16 protein-coding genes are annotated in these 16,682 nt (G+C 71.7%); 10 read left to right on the plus strand and 6 right to left on the minus strand.

From position 1 onward, the window contains the following. Position 1: 1 nt before the first annotated feature. From Aut01nite_RS27125 to Aut01nite_RS27150, 6 genes are all read left to right on the plus strand, one after another. A complete protein-coding gene (locus Aut01nite_RS27125; RefSeq protein ID WP_043523664.1) occupies positions 2-754 on the plus strand; it encodes an alpha/beta fold hydrolase in 753 nt (250 codons plus the stop codon). Between the two features lies 1 nt (position 755). Beyond that, positions 756-1,559 (plus strand): siderophore-interacting protein, encoded by an 804-nt coding sequence (locus Aut01nite_RS27130; protein WP_043523663.1) that lies wholly within the window; start codon positions 756-758, stop codon positions 1,557-1,559. Next, positions 1,543-2,568, plus strand: coding sequence for a FecCD family ABC transporter permease (locus Aut01nite_RS27135; RefSeq protein WP_043523662.1), 1,026 nt, complete (start codon positions 1,543-1,545; stop codon positions 2,566-2,568). The genes Aut01nite_RS27130 and Aut01nite_RS27135 overlap by 17 nt, the downstream gene beginning before the upstream one ends. Continuing rightward, entirely contained in the window at positions 2,565-3,620 is a 1,056-nt protein-coding gene (locus Aut01nite_RS27140; RefSeq protein ID WP_043523661.1) for a FecCD family ABC transporter permease, read from the plus strand. The genes Aut01nite_RS27135 and Aut01nite_RS27140 overlap by 4 nt, the downstream gene beginning before the upstream one ends. Beyond that, positions 3,617-4,420 carry an ABC transporter ATP-binding protein gene (locus Aut01nite_RS27145; RefSeq protein ID WP_043523660.1) on the plus strand — a complete coding sequence of 268 codons (804 nt, stop codon included), beginning with the start codon at positions 3,617-3,619 and terminating at the stop codon, positions 4,418-4,420. The genes Aut01nite_RS27140 and Aut01nite_RS27145 overlap by 4 nt, the downstream gene beginning before the upstream one ends. 101 nt (positions 4,421-4,521) lie before the next feature. After that, positions 4,522-6,870 carry an acylase gene (locus tag Aut01nite_RS27150; protein ID WP_043523659.1) on the plus strand — a complete coding sequence of 783 codons (2,349 nt, stop codon included), beginning with the start codon at positions 4,522-4,524 and terminating at the stop codon, positions 6,868-6,870. Between the two features lie 63 nt (positions 6,871-6,933). On the opposite strand, the gene Aut01nite_RS27155 is transcribed toward Aut01nite_RS27150, so the two are convergent. Together Aut01nite_RS27155 and Aut01nite_RS27160 are read right to left on the minus strand one after the other, a co-directional pair. Continuing rightward, entirely contained in the window at positions 6,934-7,692 is a 759-nt protein-coding gene (locus Aut01nite_RS27155; protein WP_052163413.1) for a DUF72 domain-containing protein, read from the minus strand. 56 nt (positions 7,693-7,748) lie between these two features. Further along, a complete protein-coding gene (locus tag Aut01nite_RS27160) occupies positions 7,749-9,191 on the minus strand; it encodes an alpha,alpha-trehalose-phosphate synthase (UDP-forming) (RefSeq protein ID WP_043523658.1) in 1,443 nt (480 codons plus the stop codon). 27 nt (positions 9,192-9,218) lie between these two features. Here Aut01nite_RS27160 and Aut01nite_RS27165 point away from each other — a divergent pair, with 27 nt between their 5' ends. Then, the gene (locus Aut01nite_RS27165) at positions 9,219-9,578 is read left to right on the plus strand and encodes a hypothetical protein (RefSeq protein WP_043523657.1); all 360 of its coding nucleotides are present in this window, start codon (positions 9,219-9,221) and stop codon (positions 9,576-9,578) included. Here the strand turns inward: Aut01nite_RS27165 and Aut01nite_RS27170 are convergent. Then, the gene (locus tag Aut01nite_RS27170) at positions 9,514-10,413 is read right to left on the minus strand and encodes a YhjD/YihY/BrkB family envelope integrity protein (RefSeq protein WP_043523656.1); all 900 of its coding nucleotides are present in this window, start codon (positions 10,411-10,413) and stop codon (positions 9,514-9,516) included. The two genes, Aut01nite_RS27165 and Aut01nite_RS27170, sit on opposite strands and share 65 nt — an antisense overlap. A 202-nt stretch (positions 10,414-10,615) precedes the next feature. After that, positions 10,616-11,653 (minus strand): FAD-dependent monooxygenase, encoded by a 1,038-nt coding sequence (locus Aut01nite_RS27175; protein WP_043523655.1) that lies wholly within the window; start codon positions 11,651-11,653, stop codon positions 10,616-10,618. Between the two features lie 282 nt (positions 11,654-11,935). Here Aut01nite_RS27175 and Aut01nite_RS27180 point away from each other — a divergent pair, with 282 nt between their 5' ends. Then, the gene (locus Aut01nite_RS27180; RefSeq protein WP_043523654.1) at positions 11,936-12,523 is read left to right on the plus strand and encodes a hypothetical protein; all 588 of its coding nucleotides are present in this window, start codon (positions 11,936-11,938) and stop codon (positions 12,521-12,523) included. 186 nt (positions 12,524-12,709) lie between these two features. On the opposite strand, the gene Aut01nite_RS27185 is transcribed toward Aut01nite_RS27180, so the two are convergent. Further along, complete coding sequence (locus tag Aut01nite_RS27185) at positions 12,710-13,825, minus strand: NlpC/P60 family protein (protein WP_152628572.1); 1,116 nt, start codon at positions 13,823-13,825, stop codon at positions 12,710-12,712. Between the two features lie 3 nt (positions 13,826-13,828). Here Aut01nite_RS27185 and Aut01nite_RS27190 point away from each other — a divergent pair, with 3 nt between their 5' ends. Both Aut01nite_RS27190 and Aut01nite_RS27195 read left to right on the plus strand, forming a co-directional pair. Beyond that, a complete protein-coding gene (locus tag Aut01nite_RS27190) occupies positions 13,829-14,338 on the plus strand; it encodes a hypothetical protein (RefSeq protein ID WP_152628571.1) in 510 nt (169 codons plus the stop codon). 95 nt (positions 14,339-14,433) lie between these two features. Beyond that, positions 14,434-15,498 (plus strand): hypothetical protein, encoded by a 1,065-nt coding sequence (locus tag Aut01nite_RS27195; RefSeq protein ID WP_152628570.1) that lies wholly within the window; start codon positions 14,434-14,436, stop codon positions 15,496-15,498. A 3-nt stretch (positions 15,499-15,501) separates the two neighbouring features. Here the strand turns inward: Aut01nite_RS27195 and Aut01nite_RS27200 are convergent, their stop codons facing one another. Beyond that, a complete protein-coding gene (locus Aut01nite_RS27200) occupies positions 15,502-16,482 on the minus strand; it encodes a helix-turn-helix transcriptional regulator (protein ID WP_063958737.1) in 981 nt (326 codons plus the stop codon). Positions 16,483-16,682 lie beyond the last annotated feature (200 nt).

The following is a 16,682-nucleotide window of genomic DNA, read 5'->3' on the forward strand; positions in this document are numbered from 1 at the left end:
GATGTTGCACCACGAGAAGTTCGGATCCGGGCAGCCGGTCGTGCTGGTCCCGGGCGGCGGCGCCCGCGGCCGCACCTACGCGCTCTACCAGGTGCCGGCCCTGGTCGAGGCGGGCTATCAGGTCTACATCGTCGACAACCGGCCGGATGCGCGGACCATCGGCGAGCTCGTCGCCGACCTGGCCGCCTTCGTGGAGCGGGTGGTCGGCGGCCCGTGCCGGCTGGCCGGCTCCTCGATGGGCGCGCACACCGTGCAGGAGCTGCTGGTCGCCCGCCCCGATCTGGCCGTGCAGGGGGTGCTGATGGCGTCCCGGGCCCGGCCGGACGCGTTGTCGAAGGCGTACGCCGGCGCCGAACGTGAGCTGCGCGCCAGCGGCATCACCCTGCCGCCCGGGTTCGAGGCGCTGATCCGGGCCATGCAGAACCTGTCGCCGCGCACCCTCGCCGACGAGCAGAAGGCACAGGACTGGCTGGAGATCATCGAGCTGGCCGGCTCGTCCGGCCCGGCCACGCCGGAGGTGGCGGCGGTCGACTGGGACACCGACCGGCGCGACGCGTACCGCACGATCACCGTGCCCACCCTTGTCGTCTCCTTCGCCGACGACCTGGTCACGCCGGCCGCCCGCGGCCGTGAGCTCGCCGACAGCATTCCGGGCGCCCGGTACGCCGAGATCCCGGACGCCGGCCACTACGGCTACCTCGAACAGCCCGGCCCGGTCAACGAGGCCCTTCTCGCCTTCTTCAAGGAGATCTGACATGAGCACCGAAGTCCGCGAGATCGAACTCGTCTGGCACGACCTGGTCCCGCGTCTGCTCACCGTGGTGCGCAACGAGCGGATCACCCCGAAGATGGCCCGGATCACGCTGACCGGCGACGACCTGGACGTCTTCGCGTACGCCGCCCCCGAGGACCACGTCAAGGTGTTCTTCCCGGAGCCCGGCGCCGAGCTGCCGGCGATGCCCACGATCGGTCCCGAGGGCTTCGAGCCGCCCGGCCCGGACGGCCCGCAGCCGATCTTCCGCGACTACACGGTGCGCTACGTGCGCCGCGACGCCAAGGAGATCGACATCGACTTCGCGCTGCACGGGCACGGGCCGGGCGCCACCTGGGCCTCTACCGCGCGGCCCGGGCAGCGGATCGGCGTGCTGGGCCCGCGGGGGTCGTACCTGAACCCGCTCGACTTCGACTGGTACCTGGTGGCCGGCGACGAGACCGCCCTGCCCGCGCTGGGCGCCTGGCTGGAGCAGCTGCCGGCCGGCAAGCCGGTGATCGCGTACGCCGAGGTGGCCGACCCGGCCGAGGAACAGGACCTGGTGCGATCCGCCGACACCACGCTGACCTGGCTGCACCGCAGCGCCGGGCAGTCGCTGGGCGCCGCCCTCGCCGAGTTCCGGGCGCCGGCCGGCGCCGGCTACATCTGGGTGGCCGGCGAGGCCACCGCGCTCAAGCCGATCCGCCGGCACCTGCGCTCGCTGGGGCTGCCCCGCGACCACGTCGAGGTGGACGGCTACTGGAAGCGCGGCATCGTCAACCTGGACCACCATGACGCTGACGACTGACACACCGGGACGGACCGTCCCCAAGCGCCTCCTCGGCCTGCTCGGGCTGGTCCTGCTCGCGGCGTTCGCGGTGCTGCTCAGCTTCGCCCTCGGCGCGCAGGACCTGCACCCGGCCGACGTGTGGCGGGCTCTGGTCAGCCCGGACGGCACCGACGCCACCGCCGTGGTCCGTGAGCTGCGCGCGCCGCGTACGGTCCTCGGCGTGATCGTCGGCCTCGCCCTCGGCGTGGCGGGCGCCCTGATCCAGGGACACACCCGCAACCCGATCGCCGACCCGGGCCTGCTCGGCGTCTCGGCCGGCGCGTCGTTCGCGGTGGTCCTCGCCATCGGCGTGTTCAGCGTCGAGGCGTTCGGCGGCTACATCTGGTTCGCCTTCGCCGGCGCGCTGATCGCCAGCGTCCTGGTCTTCGGGGTGGGCGCCGGCAGCCGCGACGGGCCCACCCCGGTCACCCTGGCGCTGGCCGGCATGGCGGTCAGCGCCCTGCTGTCGTCGTTCACCTCGTCGATGCTGGTCACCTCACCGGAGACACTGAACGTCTTCCGTTTCTGGATCATCGGCTCGCTCTCCGGCCGGGAGATCGAGACCGCCTGGCAGGTGGCGCCGTTCGTCGCGGCCGGCCTGCTGCTCGCCGCGGTGAACGCGCCCGCGCTCAACGCGCTCAGCCTCGGTGAGGACGTCGCCCGCGGCCTCGGCCAGAGCGTCGTCGCGGCCCGGGTCGCCGGCGTCGCCGCGATCATGCTGCTGACCGGCGCGGCCACCGCGGCCTGCGGCCCGATCGGGTTCGTCGGGCTGTTCGTGCCGCACCTGGCCCGCCTCCTCACCGGCCCCGACCACCGCTGGCTGCTGCCCTTCTCCGGCCTGCTGGGCGTCACCGCGGTGCTGCTCGCCGACGTGGCCGGCCGGCTCGTCGCCCGGCCCGCCGAGATCCAGACCGGCATCGTGCTCGCGGTCGCCGGGGCGCCCTTCTTCATCTGGCTGGTCCGCCGGGTCAGGCTGGTGCAGCTGTGACCGACCAGCTCATCCTTCCCGGCCGCCGGGTGGTCCGCGCCGGCCCGGTCTCCGCCTCGGTCCCGCTGCGCCCGGTCCTGGTCACCGTGCTGGCGCTGGCCGGTGCGCTCGGCGTCGCGGTCCTCGCGGTCGGGCACGGGGAGTTCCCGATCCCCCCGGCGACCGTGTGGGAGGTCCTCACCGGCGGCGGCACCCGCATCGAGCGGCACATCCTGCTCAACCTGCGGCTGCCCCGGGTGGTCTGTGCGCTGCTCGTCGGGGTCGCGCTGGCGATCGCCGGCGCGCTCACCCAGACCTTCGCCCGCAACCCTCTCGCCAGCCCGGACGTGCTCGGTATCACGGCCGGCGCGTCGGCCGGGGCGGTCGCCGCGATCGTGCTCGGCGGGGTGGCCGGCTCGCTCGGTGTGCCACTCGCCGCGCTGGTCGGCGCCGGGATCAGCGCCACCCTGGTCTACCTGCTCGCCTGGCGGCGCGGCCTGGACGGCTTCCGGCTGGTTCTGATCGGTTTGGGCATCGGTGAGATCCTGCGCGGCTTCATCTCCTGGGTGCTGATCCGCGCCGAACTGGTCGACGCCACCCGGGCCAACATCTGGATCACCGGATCGCTCGCCGGGCGGGACTGGTCGCACGCCGAGCCGTTGGCTCTCGCGCTGCTGGTGCTGGTGCCGCTGGCGCTGGCCGCCACCATCGCGCTGCGGGTCCTGGCGTTCGGTGCGGAGACCGCCCGCGGCCTCGGCGTACGCCTGCAGCGTGCCCAGCTGTTCGTGGTGGTGATCGCGGCCGCGCTGGCCGCCGTCGCGGTCGCCGCCGCCGGGCCGATCGAGTTCGTCGCCTTCGTCGTGCCGCAGATCGCCCTGCGGCTCTGCGGCGGCAGCCGGCCGCCCCTGCTCGCCTCGGCGATGCTCGGCGCGCTGCTGGTGGTCGGCGCCGACCTGGTCGCTCAGATCGTGGTGGCGCCGAAGGAGCTGCCGGTCGGCCTGCTCACCGCGATGATCGGCACCCCGTACCTGCTCTGGCTCCTGCTTCGGCGATCAAGAAAGGTGAGCGGATGAACGCCCGCCTGCGTGGCGAGGGCCTGCACCTCGCGTACGGGGACCTGACCGTGATCGACGGCCTCGACGTCGACGTGCACGACGGGCTGGTCACCACCATCATCGGGCCCAACGGGTGCGGCAAGTCGACGCTGCTCAAGGCGCTCGGCCGGCTGCTGCGCCCGACCGGCGGGCAGGTGCTGCTGGACGGCCGCCGCATCGACCGGACCCCCACCCGTGACGTGGCCCGGGTGCTCGGCGTGCTGCCGCAGTCGCCCACCGCGCCCGAAGGGCTCACCGTCGCCGACCTGGTGATGCGCGGCCGGCACCCGCACCAGACCTGGTTCCGGCAGTGGTCGCGCGACGACGAGGACCAGGTCGCCGACGCGCTGCGCTGGACCGACATGCTGGCGTACGCGGACCGCCCGGTGGACGCCCTCTCCGGCGGTCAGCGCCAGCGCGCCTGGATCAGCATGGCGCTGGCCCAGGGCACCGACCTGCTGCTGCTGGACGAGCCGACCACCTTCCTCGACCTGGCCCACCAGATCGACGTGCTGGACCTGGTCCGCCGGCTGCACGCCGAGATGGGCCGGACCGTGGTGATGGTGCTGCACGACCTGAGCCTGGCCGCCCGGTACGCCGACCGGCTGATCGCGATGAAGGACGGCCGGATCGTGGCGAGCGGGGCGCCGGACGAGGTGCTCACCCCGGCGCTGCTGGAGTCGGTCTTCGGGCTGCGCGCGATGGTGGTGCCCGACCCGGCGACCGGCACCCCGCTGGTGATCCCCCTGCCGCGCACCGCCACCTCGGTGCGGGCCTGAAATCGATGAGCGTGGTTGCTTCATCGGCCTGCCGAGCGATGAGAGTATGTGGGCGGTAGAGCGAGTCTCGAGGGGGAGATGCCGCCGTGACGTCCTCGTACATGCGCCTGAAAGCAGCAGCGATCGCCTTCGGTGTGATCGTGGCGACCGCAGCCGTGCCGTCACCCGCTTCCGGCAGGGAACATGACGGCGGCTATGCGGCCCTGATCCGCCGGGCCTCGTACGGCGTCCCGCACATCACCGCCGACGACTTCGGGAGCCTCGGTTTCGGCGTCGGGTACGTGCAGGCCGAGGACAACATCTGCGTCATCGCCGAGAGCGTGGTGACGGCCAACGGTGAGCGGTCGCGGTGGTTCGGTGCGACCGGGCCGGACGACGCCGATGTGCGCAGCGACCTCTTCCACCGCAAGGCGATCGACGACCGCGTCGCCGAGCGGCTCCTCGAAGGGCCCCGCGACGGCGTGCGGGCGCCGTCGGACGACGTCCGGGACCAGATGCGCGGCTTCGTCGCCGGCTACAACCACTTCCTACGCCGCACCGGCGTGCACCGCCTGACCGACCCGGCGTGCCGCGGCAAGGCCTGGGTGCGCCCGCTCTCCGAGATCGATCTCTGGCGTACGTCGTGGGACAGCATGGTCCGGGCCGGTTCCGGGGCGCTGCTCGACGGCATCGTCGCCGCGACGCCACCGACAGCCGCCGGGCCCGCGTCAGCCCCGGAGGCACCCGACGCCGCCGCGATCGCCGCCGCCCTCGACGGGACGAGCGCGGGCATCGGCAGCAACGCGTACGGCCTCGGCGCGCAGGCCACCGTGAACGGCAGCGGGATGGTGCTGGCCAACCCGCACTTCCCGTGGCAGGGCGCCGAACGCTTCTACCGGATGCACCTCAAGGTGCCCGGCCGCTACGACGTCGAGGGCGCGGCGCTGATCGGCGACCCGATCATCGAGATCGGGCACAACCGCACGGTCGCCTGGAGCCACACCGTCTCCACCGCCCGCCGGTTCGTGTGGCACCGCCTGAGCCTCGTGCCCGGCGACCCCACCTCCTATTACGTCGACGGCCGGCCCGAGCGGATGCGCGCCCGCACGGTCACGGTCCAGACCGGCAGCGGCCCGGTCAGCCGCACCTTCCACGACACCCGCTACGGCCCGGTGGCCGTGGTGCCGGGCACCTTCGACTGGACGCCGGCCACCGCGTACGCCATCACCGACGTCAACGCGGGCAACAACCGCGCCTTCGACGGGTGGCTGCGGATGGGCCAGGCCAAGGACGTCCGGGCGCTCAAGGCGGTCCTCGACCGGCACCAGTTCCTGCCCTGGGTCAACGTGATCGCCGCCGACGCGCGGGGCGAGGCCCTCTACGGCGATCATTCGGTCGTCCCCCGGGTGACCGGCGCGCTCGCTGCCGCCTGCATCCCGGCGCCGTTCCAGCCGCTCTACGCCTCCAGCGGCCAGGCGGTCCTGGACGGTTCCCGGTCGGACTGCGCGCTCGGCGCCGACCCCGACGCCGCGGTCCCGGGCATTCTCGGCCCGGCGAGCCTGCCGGTGCGGTTCCGCGACGACTACGTCACCAACTCCAACGACAGTCACTGGCTGGCCAGCCCGGCCGCCCCGCTGGAAGGCTTCCCGCGGATCCTCGGCAACGAACGCACCCCGCGCAGCCTGCGCACCCGGCTCGGGCTGGACCAGATCCAGCAGCGCCTCGCCGGCACGGACGGTCTGCCCGGCAAGGGCTTCACCACCGCCCGGCTCTGGCAGGTCATGTTCGGCAACCGGATGCACGGCGCCGAACTCGTCCGCGACGACCTGGTCGCGCTCTGCCGCCGCCAGCCGACCGCGACCGCCTCGAACGGCGCGATCGTCGACCTCACCGCGGCCTGCACGGCGCTGTCCCGCTTCGATGAGCGTGCCGACCTGGACAGCCGGGGCGCGCACCTGTTCACCGAGTTCGCCCTCGCGGGCGGAATCAGGTTCGCCGACACCTTCGAGGTGACCGATCCGGTACGCACCCCGCGCCGTCTGAACACCACGGATCCGCGGGTACGGACGGCGCTCGCCGACGCCGTGCAACGGCTCGCCGGCATCCCCCTCGACGCGAAGCTGGGAGACATCCACACCGACAGCCGCGGCGAACGGCGCATCCCCATCCACGGTGGCCGCGGGGAAGCAGGCACCTTCAACGTGATCACCAACCCGCTCGTGCCGGGCGTGGGATACCCGCAGGTCGTCCACGGAACATCGTTCGTGATGGCCGTCGAACTCGGCCCGCACGGCCCGTCGGGACGGCAGATCCTCACCTATGCGCAGTCGACGAACCCGAACTCACCCTGGTACGCCGACCAGACCGTGCTCTACTCGCGGAAGGGCTGGGACACCATCAAGTACACCGAGGCGCAGATCGCGGCCGACCCGAACCTGCGCGTCTACCGGGTGGCACAGCGGGGACGCTGACCCACGTCACGCCGGCTCGGCCCGTGCGGGGGCGCAGGGCGCCGATCGTCTCTGCATCGCCGGTCAGCCGGGGCCTGCGTCGACCGGCGGCGGCCGGTCGACGCCCGCGTCCCGGCGCAGCGACTGGCTGAAGCGCCAGGCGTCGGCGGCCCGGGGCAGGTTGTTGAACATCACGTACGCCGGGCCGCCGTCGAGGATGCCGGCGAGGTGTGCCAGCTCGGCATCCGTGTACACATGCCGGGCGCCGGTGATGCCGTGCAGCCGGTAATAGGCCATCGGCGTCAGACTGCGGCGCAGGAACGGGTCGGCGGCGTGGGTCAGGTCCAGCTCCTGGCACAAGCCCTCGACCACCTCGTCCGGCCACGGGCCGCGCGGCTCCCACAACAGCCGGACACCGGCCGGCCGGCGCGCTCGGGCGCAGAACTCACGCAGTCGCGCGATGGCGGGTTCGGTCGGCCGGAAACTCGCCGGGCACTGCAGCAGGATCGCCGTCGCCTCCAGGAGCGCGGCGCAGTCGAGCGTGGTCTCCCAGGCACGTGCGACGACGGGCGTCCACCGGAATCCGCCGACCTGGGCGCGTTCCTCGGCGCTCAGAGAGGTGCGCAGCCGCCGGTACGTGGGGCTCTTCGCCTCATGTGTGATCAACTGCCAGGCCTTGACGGTGAACTCGAACGCCGGTGGAACAGCCGCCCGCCACCGCCGTAGCGTCGCCTCGCGGGGTGGCTCGTAGAACGTCTGTTGCACCTCCAGCACCGGGAAGCGCTGCGCGTAGGTCGTCAGCGCCATGCCGGCGCCGCACAGGCCCACCTTCGTCGGAGTCATGCGCCACGGATACCCCCGGATCCCGGAGGATCCACCTCGGGACGTCGGAGGAGTGATCAGGACTTCGCTGCCGCGGCCTCCCTGGCCTCGGGAGGTGCTCCGGGAACACCGAGGACTCCCAGGAAGTCACGGGCCCAGTAGTCGATGTCGTGGGCCCGAACCTGCTCCCGCATGTGACGCATCCGCGCGGCGAGGTCCTGCGGGTCGGCGTTGAGGGCTTCGAGGATCCCCCGTTTGATGTCGTCGGTGTCGTGCGCGTTGACCAGGAACGCGTCGTCGAGTTCGGCGGCGGCGCCGGTGAACTCGCTGAGGACCAGTGCGCCCTGCTCGTCGCGGCGTGCCGCGACGAACTCCTTGGCGACGAGGTTCATGCCGTCGCGCAGCGGGGTGACCAGCATGACGTCGGCGGCGAGATACAGGGCGACGAGTTCGGCGCGGCCGAAGGACTGGAACAGGTAGTGCACCGGGGCGCGGCCGACATCGCCGAATTCGCCGGTGGTGCGGCCGACCTCGCGTTCGACGCGCTCGCGTAGCTGCTGGTACTGCGTGATGCGTTGCCGGCTCGGGGTGGCCACCTGCACCAGCACGACGTCGTCGTTGGAGATCTCTCCGTCGGCGAGCAGGTCATGGTAGGCCTCGAGGCGCTGCTCGATGCCTTTGGTGTAGTCGAGGCGGTCGACGCCCAGCAGCAGGCGCCGGTCCCCGCCGAGTTCGGTCCGCAACTGCCGGGCACGCTCCTGGACCGCGGGGTCCGCGGTGAGCTGATCCACCTCGGCGACGTCGATGGAGATCGGGAAGGCTCGCGCCACGACGGTACGTCCGTCGACCTCGACCCGGTCGTCCTTCGGTTCCAGTCCCGCCAGCAGCCGTGTCAGGCGTAGGAAGTTCTGCGCTGCCAGGGCGCCCTGGAAGCCGACCAGGTCGGCGCCGAGCAGTCCCGTCAGCAGCTCCCGGCGGCGCGGTAGCTGCATGAACAGCTCGACCGGCGGGAAGGGGATGTGCAGGAAGAACCCGATACGCACGTCCGGCCGCAACTCGCGCAGCATGGCCGGCACCAGGAGCAACTGATAGTCGTGCACCCAGACGGTCGCGTCCGGCGCGGCCGCGTCCGCTGCGGCCCGGGCGAAGCGGCGGTTCACCGCCTCGTAGGCCCGTCGCCAGTCACGGCGATGGGTCGGCTGCTCGACCAGGTCGTGGAACAGCGGCCAGATGGTGGCGTTGGACTGGCCTTCGTAGTACTGGTCGACCTCCTCGGCGCTCAGCGGCACAGGCCGCAGCCGCATGCCGTCGATGTCGAAAGGCTCAGGCGCCTCCCCAGCGCTGCCCGTCCACCCGACCCAGGCTCCGCCCCTCTGGCGTACCACCGGCTGCAGGGCGCTGACCAGTCCTCCAGGGCTGCGCTCCCATCTGTGCTGCCCATCTTCGCCGGTTACCTCGTCGACCGGTAGCCGGTTGGCGACCACCACGAATTCGTGCCCGCCACCCGCGTCTTCACCCATGCCTGCGGAGTACCTCCAGACCGGCGGATGAAACGTCGTCAGCCCTCCCGACCCGCCTCACCCTGGATTCCGGCCACCGCCACCGCCACCGCCGCCACCGCCGCCACCGCCGCCACCGCCGCCACCGCCGCTTCCGCCGGCGCCGTCGCGGGGGCGGCGCCGACGAGAGCCAACGCCGCCGACCACTACAAGTCCAACACCGATCTGTACGCCCAGCCGGATTTGACCGAGGGCGTCCACTACAGCCGGCGGTTCCGCCGGCACCCGTCGTTCGACAACGATCTCACCAACACGGAGACGTTCGCGCAGGTCACCGGCCCGATCATCCGGTATCGGCCTGACCGGGGGAGGGGCCCGGCGATCCGGCATGCGCGGACAGGTCGGTGACGTCGCCCGTGTCGCTGGTCGCGGCGAGTGCGGTGGCGAACAGGATCAACTGGTTGATGATGTTGAGCGTGAACAGCAGCCCGACCGTTCCGGCGACGACCTGATACGTCGGGTTGGCCTCGACGTTCTGCACGAAGGCCCGGCCGACGGTCTTGAGCAGTTCGAGGCCGCCGGCCACGATCAGCGCGGGCACGATGACGCGGCGCAGCGGCATGCGCAACCGTGGTAGTCCGGTGAGCACCGCGGTCGCCAGCAGGGTGTTCACCGCGATGCTGACCGCGAAGCCGACCGCGGCGAGCAGCCATCGGCTCTGGGTGGCGTCGGCGGCCGGTTCGATCAGGCGGTTGACCACGGTGACGGTGAGGAACGCCGTGCCCAGGGAGGCGGCCAGCAGCAGGCCGAGGCCGAGCAGCGCGAGCAGATCGATGAGCAGCCGGGGTACGAGGGCGCCGGGGTACTCGGGCAGGCGCCACACCTTGCGGATGGACGAACGCATGGCGTCGATCCAGAACCATCCGGTGATCGGTAGCCCGAGGAACGCGATCACCCCGATGGTGCCGCGGGCTATGCGGATCCGTTCGATGTCGAGGCTGGGCAGGTGCTCGGCGAGGTACTGCTGCAGCACCTGCTGCACCTCCGGCCGGTCCAGGACGAAGCCGAAGGCCGAGAAGCCCAGCAGGGCGAACGCGAACGTCGCGAAGAACGCGTAGTAGGTGACCGCGGCGGCGAGCCGGCCGCCGTCGGCCTCGTCGTAGCGTGCGACGGCGCGGGCCAGGTGGTCGACCCGGCCATGGCGTCGCCGGGCATGCCGCCATGCCGCAGTGACCCGGTTCATCGACGGGCCGACGCTCGCGGGGCTTGCGCCGGCCCCTGGTACGGGAAGGACCCGGACACGACGACCCGACGGGCGACGTCTCCGATGGCGTACGACTCGGTTCTCTCCACGATGTTCACTATGCGATCTCCAGGGACTCGAGATGCAAGTCCCGGGCCGACGCCGGTCCGGCGCAGGGACCCATGCCCGGCCGGCCGGCGCCTCACGGGGAGCTCAGCCGGGCGCTTGCAGCGACTGTCTCCTCCGTCTCGGTACGGCGGCGGTCTTCGTAGGCGGCGAAGGCGGCCGCCGGATCGTTGTGGTCGTGCAGCGCCGCGGCCAGGGCCACGGCATCCTCGATGGCCATCGACGCGCCCTGGGCGGCGGCCGGGACCGCGGCGTGGGCGGCGTCGCCGGCCAGGACCATGCGGGCGTTGTGCCAGTGCGGGGTGGTCGGGATGTCATGGGAGTCGCCTCCCACGATCTCCGCACCGGAGGCCGCGATGAGCGCGTGGGCGGGGGTGGCGTCGTCGCGGAACATCCGCAGGGCCAGGTCGCGCCACTGCTGCGCCGTGATCCCCGCGGCCGGCTTCTCACCGGGAATGCGGGCGAACCACCAGGTCCGGCCGTCACCGCCGGGCACGGTGACGCCGAAGAACGCTCGGCTGCCGCGGATCATGTGGTACTCGTCCAGGTCCAGACCGGCCGGATTGCCGGGCGTGTAGCCGTACACGACATGCAGCCCGGCGTAGCGGGGTTCGGGCGCGTCCGGATCGATGAGCCGACGGGTCCGGGAATGGATGCCGTCCGCCCCGACCAGCACGTCTCCGGTGACCCGGCTGCCGTCGGAGAAACCGACCTCGATGCCGTCGCGGTCGCTCGATGCCGCGGTCACCCGCTTGCCGTGGTGCACCGGGATGCCTCGCGTGGCCGCGAGGTCTTGCAATGCCCGGTACAGCGCGGCCCGCGTGAGCGATCGGGCCGGGCCCTCGATCGGCCGGCGCCCGAGCTCTTGGCCCTGGGCGTCGAGCAGCGCCACCGCCCGTGCCGGGAACGACACCGCGTTCACCGCCTCGGCCGCGCCGAGCCCGGCGAGCGCGGCCATGCCGTTGCGCATGACGGTGAGGAACGCGCCGGCATCCGCGCCGCCGGAGGGGTGCGCCTCGTAAACCTCGGCCTCGATACCGGCTTGCTGCAGGGCGAGCGCGGTTGCGGTCCCCGCGACACCGCCACCAGCGATGATCACTTTGCGTACGGCCATGCCATCCATCCTGCCGCACCGTCCACTTCGTACCGCGCCGGGCACCCGCGACGTCCGAGCCCCGGCCTGGCGGAGCGGTGCGGCCGGACTGCGGCGCAAGGACTCACGGCGCCGACCTAATGGCGGGCCGCCCCGGGCCCCACCACCAGGGCCACGCGAGGGGCGCCGGGTCGTTACGATCAACCCCTTCCAGGGGATCCCGCCAGAGGCCGGCCATCGACGGCCGTCCTTCCCGGCCAGTCTCGCACCCAGCGCCGAGAGGAACCTTCCACCGTGCGAATCATGATCGCCGCCACCGCACTCCTGGGCGCCGCTCTGCTCACCGCCTGCGATTCCGGCGATCCGCCCGTCCTGGACTCGACGCTGAACACCGGCACGGCCGCCCCCTCGCCGATCGTCGCCACCGGCGCGCCCGGGAAGTGGCAGAAGCTCGCCGGTGAATGCCCGCAGATCCCCGCCGCCGCGGGCGTCCTGCAACCCGGCAAGACGAGCCGGGGGACGATCGAGAACTCGATCGTGCTCAACGTGCAGTGTGAGTACGCGGCCATCAAGGGCAAGCTCCCGAAGGCGAGCGTCAACATCGGTATCTACCGCATCGCCACCATCGAGGGACCGGCGGACCAGCTGGCCGTGGCCAATCTGGCGAAGAACAGGCGCGTCGCCGACACCGACCCGACGGTCCCCGTCCGGACGCTCCGCGGCATCGGCGACGCCGGCTTCGCCAGCGTGTTCCCGGGCAAGGGCGTGCGACTGTACGCCCAGAGCAGCAACGCCGTCGTGCTCCTCGAATACGCCGACCCCGGCGACGGCGAGCGCAGCCTCGCCCGCGCCGAGGCGTACACCAGGGATGTGCTCGCCGCTCTGCAGTGACCGCGGATCCCCGGCCCTTCTGACCGCGAGCGCTCACCGCCGTACCGAGCGTGCTCACCGATGACGAGCATGAGCGGCTGCTCGCCTGGTCGCGACCGATCGATCGCGGGTGGGCCGTCCGCGACGACGCAAGGCGGGCCCGGGAGATGTCCCGAGCCCGCCTGAGCCGTGCTGTGCGTCAGTCTTTCAGTCGCGGATCTTGTTGTACCGCCACGGCTTGTACCCGCCGCTCTTGGCCCTGCTGACCTTCACCTTGTAGTGGTTCATGTCGGACGCGGTGCTGCCCTCCTCGTAGATCCAGAAGGAGGTGTGCGACTTGTTGGCCCACTTCTCGAACATCTGGACGTGGCCGTTGCGCAGCAGCATGTCGCCGGGCTTGAGGCTCGACCAGTTGATGCGGTGCGAGACCTCGTCCAGGGTGCGGGTGTTGCGGCTGCTCTTCAGCGCCCAGCCCATCGACACGAAGCCCGAGCAGTCGGTACGGAACTTCTTGCCCTTGTTGACATCCCAGGCGTACGCCGACTGGCTGTACGGAACGTTGCGGCCGTACCAGTTCTTGGCCCGGGCGATGACCTTGGACCGCTTGATCGGCGCGCCGTACTTCAATTTCGCTGCGGCAGCGGCCGACGACTGGGCCTGGGCATCGGGGGCGTTTTCCGTGTCACCCTCGGGAGCCACGTAGTCGTCCGCCGGGAGGGTGCCCTTCTCCTCGCCACCCACCGGCGGGACCGTCGGGTCGACGTCGGTCGCCGGGTCGAACTCCTCGACCGGAAGCGCGTCGTCGGCGTCCGGGGCGGGGCGGACCTCGACGATCCTGTCGGCGCCGTCGATCTCGGCGGCGTTCGCGGGCCGCTCGTTCGGGCACCAGCCGTCGTTGGCCGTCGGCTTCTCCACGATCTCTCTGGCGTTGCCGATGTACATCCACCCGTGGGTCTGGGTGCCGTCGATGCGGCCCCAGATCCAGGTGTTGTCGTAGTCGTTCTCCACCGCGCACCAGGACCAGATCTTGGTGCCGGCCGGTGCGGTGGCATAGGTGCCACAGGCCGCGTACGGCGCCTTCTGCAGGTTGGCGGTCTCGCCGAGGATCAGGTAGCCGTCGTCGGCGTTGGTCACTGCCTGGCTGCCGCAGCTCGCCGCCGCTGCCGCCGCGGCGGCGGCCGACCGCGCCCCCACCCCGGGCTCGGGCTCGGGTCTGGCCTGCGCCGGACCGGCGACGAACAGCCCCGACGTGGCGAACGCCGCCGACACACCCACCGTGAGGGCGCGCCGATATCCGGACGGCCCTGCCATTCTCTTAATCAACTCTTGCTCCTTGTGGAAATGGTTCGAAAATCCGGCAAAGAATCGGCAGAACATGTCCTCGACGGAGCCGAGGATCCCGAAACCGGCGCGACCGTTCCGCGATGGAATACGGAAGGAACGTGCCGGGGAATCGATGGAGAAAGTCGAATGCTGAGGATCCGTGCCGTCGATGCCGGCGAATCCCGTCCCGTTCGGGCTGATGCCAGTCTTGCCGGGTGGCCGGTGAGCTCTCAAGGGCTGTGCGGTGTCAGCAAGCTGCACGGCAGCTTCACCCGCCCGGCACCGCGGCAGGAACCTGCCGTGCAGCTAACTACACCTGGTGTCGCGGCCGGCCGGCTGTCAGGATTCGGCGTGCAACATTCACGGGGGATGGAGAGCAACATGCAGCGCAAATACGGATCGGTCTCGGCGCCGGCCCGAAAGATTCTGGGCCCGCTCATCATGCTGGCGACCTCCGCCGTTTACGCCATTCCGGCCGTCATGGTCGTGACCGGTTCGACGGCGTGGGACTGACGGATCCATAAAAAGTCATCGCCCGCCGGTCGGACCTGAATCAGGGAAACCGAGTGAGACCGGCCGGCAGAGAGGCAGGGAAGCGCGTGGACCGGATGGCTCTACCACTCACCGTTGCGGGCGAGGTGGTGGTCATCGGGCCGCGCTTCGGCCCCGAGCGCAAGCACGCCGCACTGGTGGAGCGCGCCGTGCAATGGCACGGCACGCCCGGTTGGAGCGCGGCGCCGGATCGCTTGGCCGACACGCCGGTCCCGTCCGCCGGCACGGTGGTCCAGCGGGCCATCCAGCATCTGCGGCAGGCGACGCCCGGCGCCGCGGCCATCGTGGACAGGCGGGAGCAGCGGACGCTCCACCTGCGGCTGCCGGGCACCGGACGGATGCGCTGGACCGGGATCCGTAGCCTGTCCGACGTGCCGGCCGACTCGCCCGGCAACCGGACGGTGCCGCCGGAGGCGTTCGCGCGGTTGACCAATCCGGGTTCCGGCCTGTTCGCACCCGTGGTGGGCGAGCCGCCGCCGATCGGCGGGACGGCCACCGCCCGGCTGCACATCATCGGGGCGCCGGCACAGCTCAGCCTCGGCTGGGCACCGGACTCCGCATCGGCGTACGCGCGGGCCCTGCTGGCCGGCGTACGGGTGCTGTCCACCAGGCTCGCACCGACCGCTTCCCATGGCCGGATGCTGGTGGGCGCCGCCGGAGCCTCCGAGCTGCATTGGCTCCTCGACGGCGGTCTGCGGCTGCTCTCCGCGTACGGCACCGGATCCGGGCAGTGGCCCGCCACCGACAAGACGCTGCAGGTGGCGGTACACCGGGTGCCTCATCTCGACAACGAGTGGCGCATCGCCCGGGTCTTCAGCGTCTCCTCGGGCGCCCCGGTCGCCGCTGCCTGGGGACGCACCGCGCCGGAGGCCGTCGGGCACGCCCTCACGCAGGCACGCGTCCGGCTCGCGGCGTCCGTACCGGGCATGGTCTGCGACCCGCGGTACCCGACAGCCGACCCGATGCTGCAGGAGCTCTCGGTGACCGAGTTGAGCGGGCTGCAGCAGGATGTGCAGCGGTGTCTGGGCCGGCTGCGGTTCCGTCTGCTCGGTGTCCGGATAGAGACCGACGCCCTGCTCGGCGACCCCGGGCTGGCGTGGGGGGTCGTGTGGTGGGCGTGACGCTCAGGCGGCGTCGTCCGCGTCCAGCCCGGACGCGGCGAAGGCCCCGGCGATCGTCTGGTCGGTCAACAGTCCGGTGCTGCTCGCCAGAACCCCCGCCTGGAACCGGCTGGTGGCCCGGAGTTCCTCCATCAGTTCCGCGATGTGCCGTCGGCAGGTCCGTACCGAGATGCCGAGTCGGCGGGCGATGTGGTCGTCCTTGGCCCCGGTCGCGAGCATCCGCAGGATGGCGCGCTTGAGGTCGTCACCGGCGACGCCGTACCCGGCGGTGGGCGCGGAGCCGTCGATCAGCGGCAGGGACGCCGACCAGCACTGCTCCAGCCCGCGGTAGAGGTAGTCGACCACCGACGGTTCTCGTACCACGACGGCCCCACCGCCGGCCGCCCGGCTGGAGAGGACCGCCACCTCGCGGTCCAGGATGATGATGCGGTCCGCGATCTCCTCACAGGTACGGACCTCCGCCCCCGCCTCGGTGAGGGTGTGCAGGAACTCCCGCATCCGCGGATGAACCCGGGCGGAGTGCTGGTAGACCGAACGCATCCGCACACCCCGCGCCATGAGCTCGGTGTCATGGGGCACCGACTCCGCGATCGCCGCCTCCGACAGGATGCCGGGATGGGCGCTGAACACCTCGACGGTGCACCGGCGGGCGATGTCGGCCAGGGTGGCGCGGATCCGGTCGACCTCTTCGATGACGTCGATGGCCTCGCGGCTGTTCCGGGCCCGCCGACTGTCGTAGTACAGCCCTTGCAGAGGCGACAGCTCCGCCTTCAGGGTCTGCACCGAACGCTGGCGCTGCCGGATCTCCAGCTCGATCGGACCGACCAGCTCGGCGATGGCCACCTCCGGGCTCGCCGGGACCACCACGCTGCCCTGATGGGGCGCCCTCCGGAGCAGTCGCAGGCCGAGCAGGGTCTCGAAGTGTGCCGCCAGGACGTCGGCCGGCGAATGCAGCGCCTCCGCGACAGCGGCACAGTCCGCCATGTCGACGAAACCGCACTGCAGCACCCATTGATACAGATCAGCCGCGCCCGCGCAGACGACGGGTGCCCCGGCCGCCGGCGGCGTCTCCGTAGCCGGCCACTCCGCCCGTCCGCCCGGACTGTCCAATCGTCGGCTCGGATGATCACCCACGCTGCTGTCTCCCCCATGATCACAGGTGGCAGAGACTGTACAACGAAGCC

The organism is Actinoplanes utahensis (assembly GCF_016862455.1).
Classification (GTDB): domain Bacteria; phylum Actinomycetota; class Actinomycetes; order Mycobacteriales; family Micromonosporaceae; genus Actinoplanes; species Actinoplanes utahensis.

Bases quoted from the DNA above. Each gene is read 5' to 3' on its own strand.
- Aut01nite_RS27125 (WP_043523664.1), top strand. From the start codon at position 2: ATGTTGCACCACGAGAAGTTCGGATCCGGGCAGCCGGTCGTGCTGGTC.
- Aut01nite_RS27130 (WP_043523663.1), top strand. From the start codon at position 756: ATGAGCACCGAAGTCCGCGAGATCGAACTCGTCTGGCACGACCTGGTC.
- Aut01nite_RS27135 (WP_043523662.1), top strand. From the start codon at position 1,543: ATGACGCTGACGACTGACACACCGGGACGGACCGTCCCCAAGCGCCTC.
- Aut01nite_RS27145 (WP_043523660.1), top strand. From the start codon at position 3,617: ATGAACGCCCGCCTGCGTGGCGAGGGCCTGCACCTCGCGTACGGGGAC.
- Aut01nite_RS27150 (WP_043523659.1), top strand. From the start codon at position 4,522: ATGCGCCTGAAAGCAGCAGCGATCGCCTTCGGTGTGATCGTGGCGACC.
- Aut01nite_RS27155 (WP_052163413.1), bottom strand. From the start codon at position 7,692: ATGACTCCGACGAAGGTGGGCCTGTGCGGCGCCGGCATGGCGCTGACG.
- Aut01nite_RS27160 (WP_043523658.1), bottom strand. From the start codon at position 9,191: ATGGGTGAAGACGCGGGTGGCGGGCACGAATTCGTGGTGGTCGCCAAC.
- Aut01nite_RS27165 (WP_043523657.1), top strand. From the start codon at position 9,219: ATGAAACGTCGTCAGCCCTCCCGACCCGCCTCACCCTGGATTCCGGCC.
- Aut01nite_RS27170 (WP_043523656.1), bottom strand. From the start codon at position 10,413: ATGAACCGGGTCACTGCGGCATGGCGGCATGCCCGGCGACGCCATGGC.
- Aut01nite_RS27175 (WP_043523655.1), bottom strand. From the start codon at position 11,653: ATGGCCGTACGCAAAGTGATCATCGCTGGTGGCGGTGTCGCGGGGACC.
- Aut01nite_RS27180 (WP_043523654.1), top strand. From the start codon at position 11,936: ATGATCGCCGCCACCGCACTCCTGGGCGCCGCTCTGCTCACCGCCTGC.
- Aut01nite_RS27195 (WP_152628570.1), top strand. From the start codon at position 14,434: ATGGCTCTACCACTCACCGTTGCGGGCGAGGTGGTGGTCATCGGGCCG.
- Aut01nite_RS27200 (WP_063958737.1), bottom strand. From the start codon at position 16,482: ATGGCGGACTGTGCCGCTGTCGCGGAGGCGCTGCATTCGCCGGCCGAC.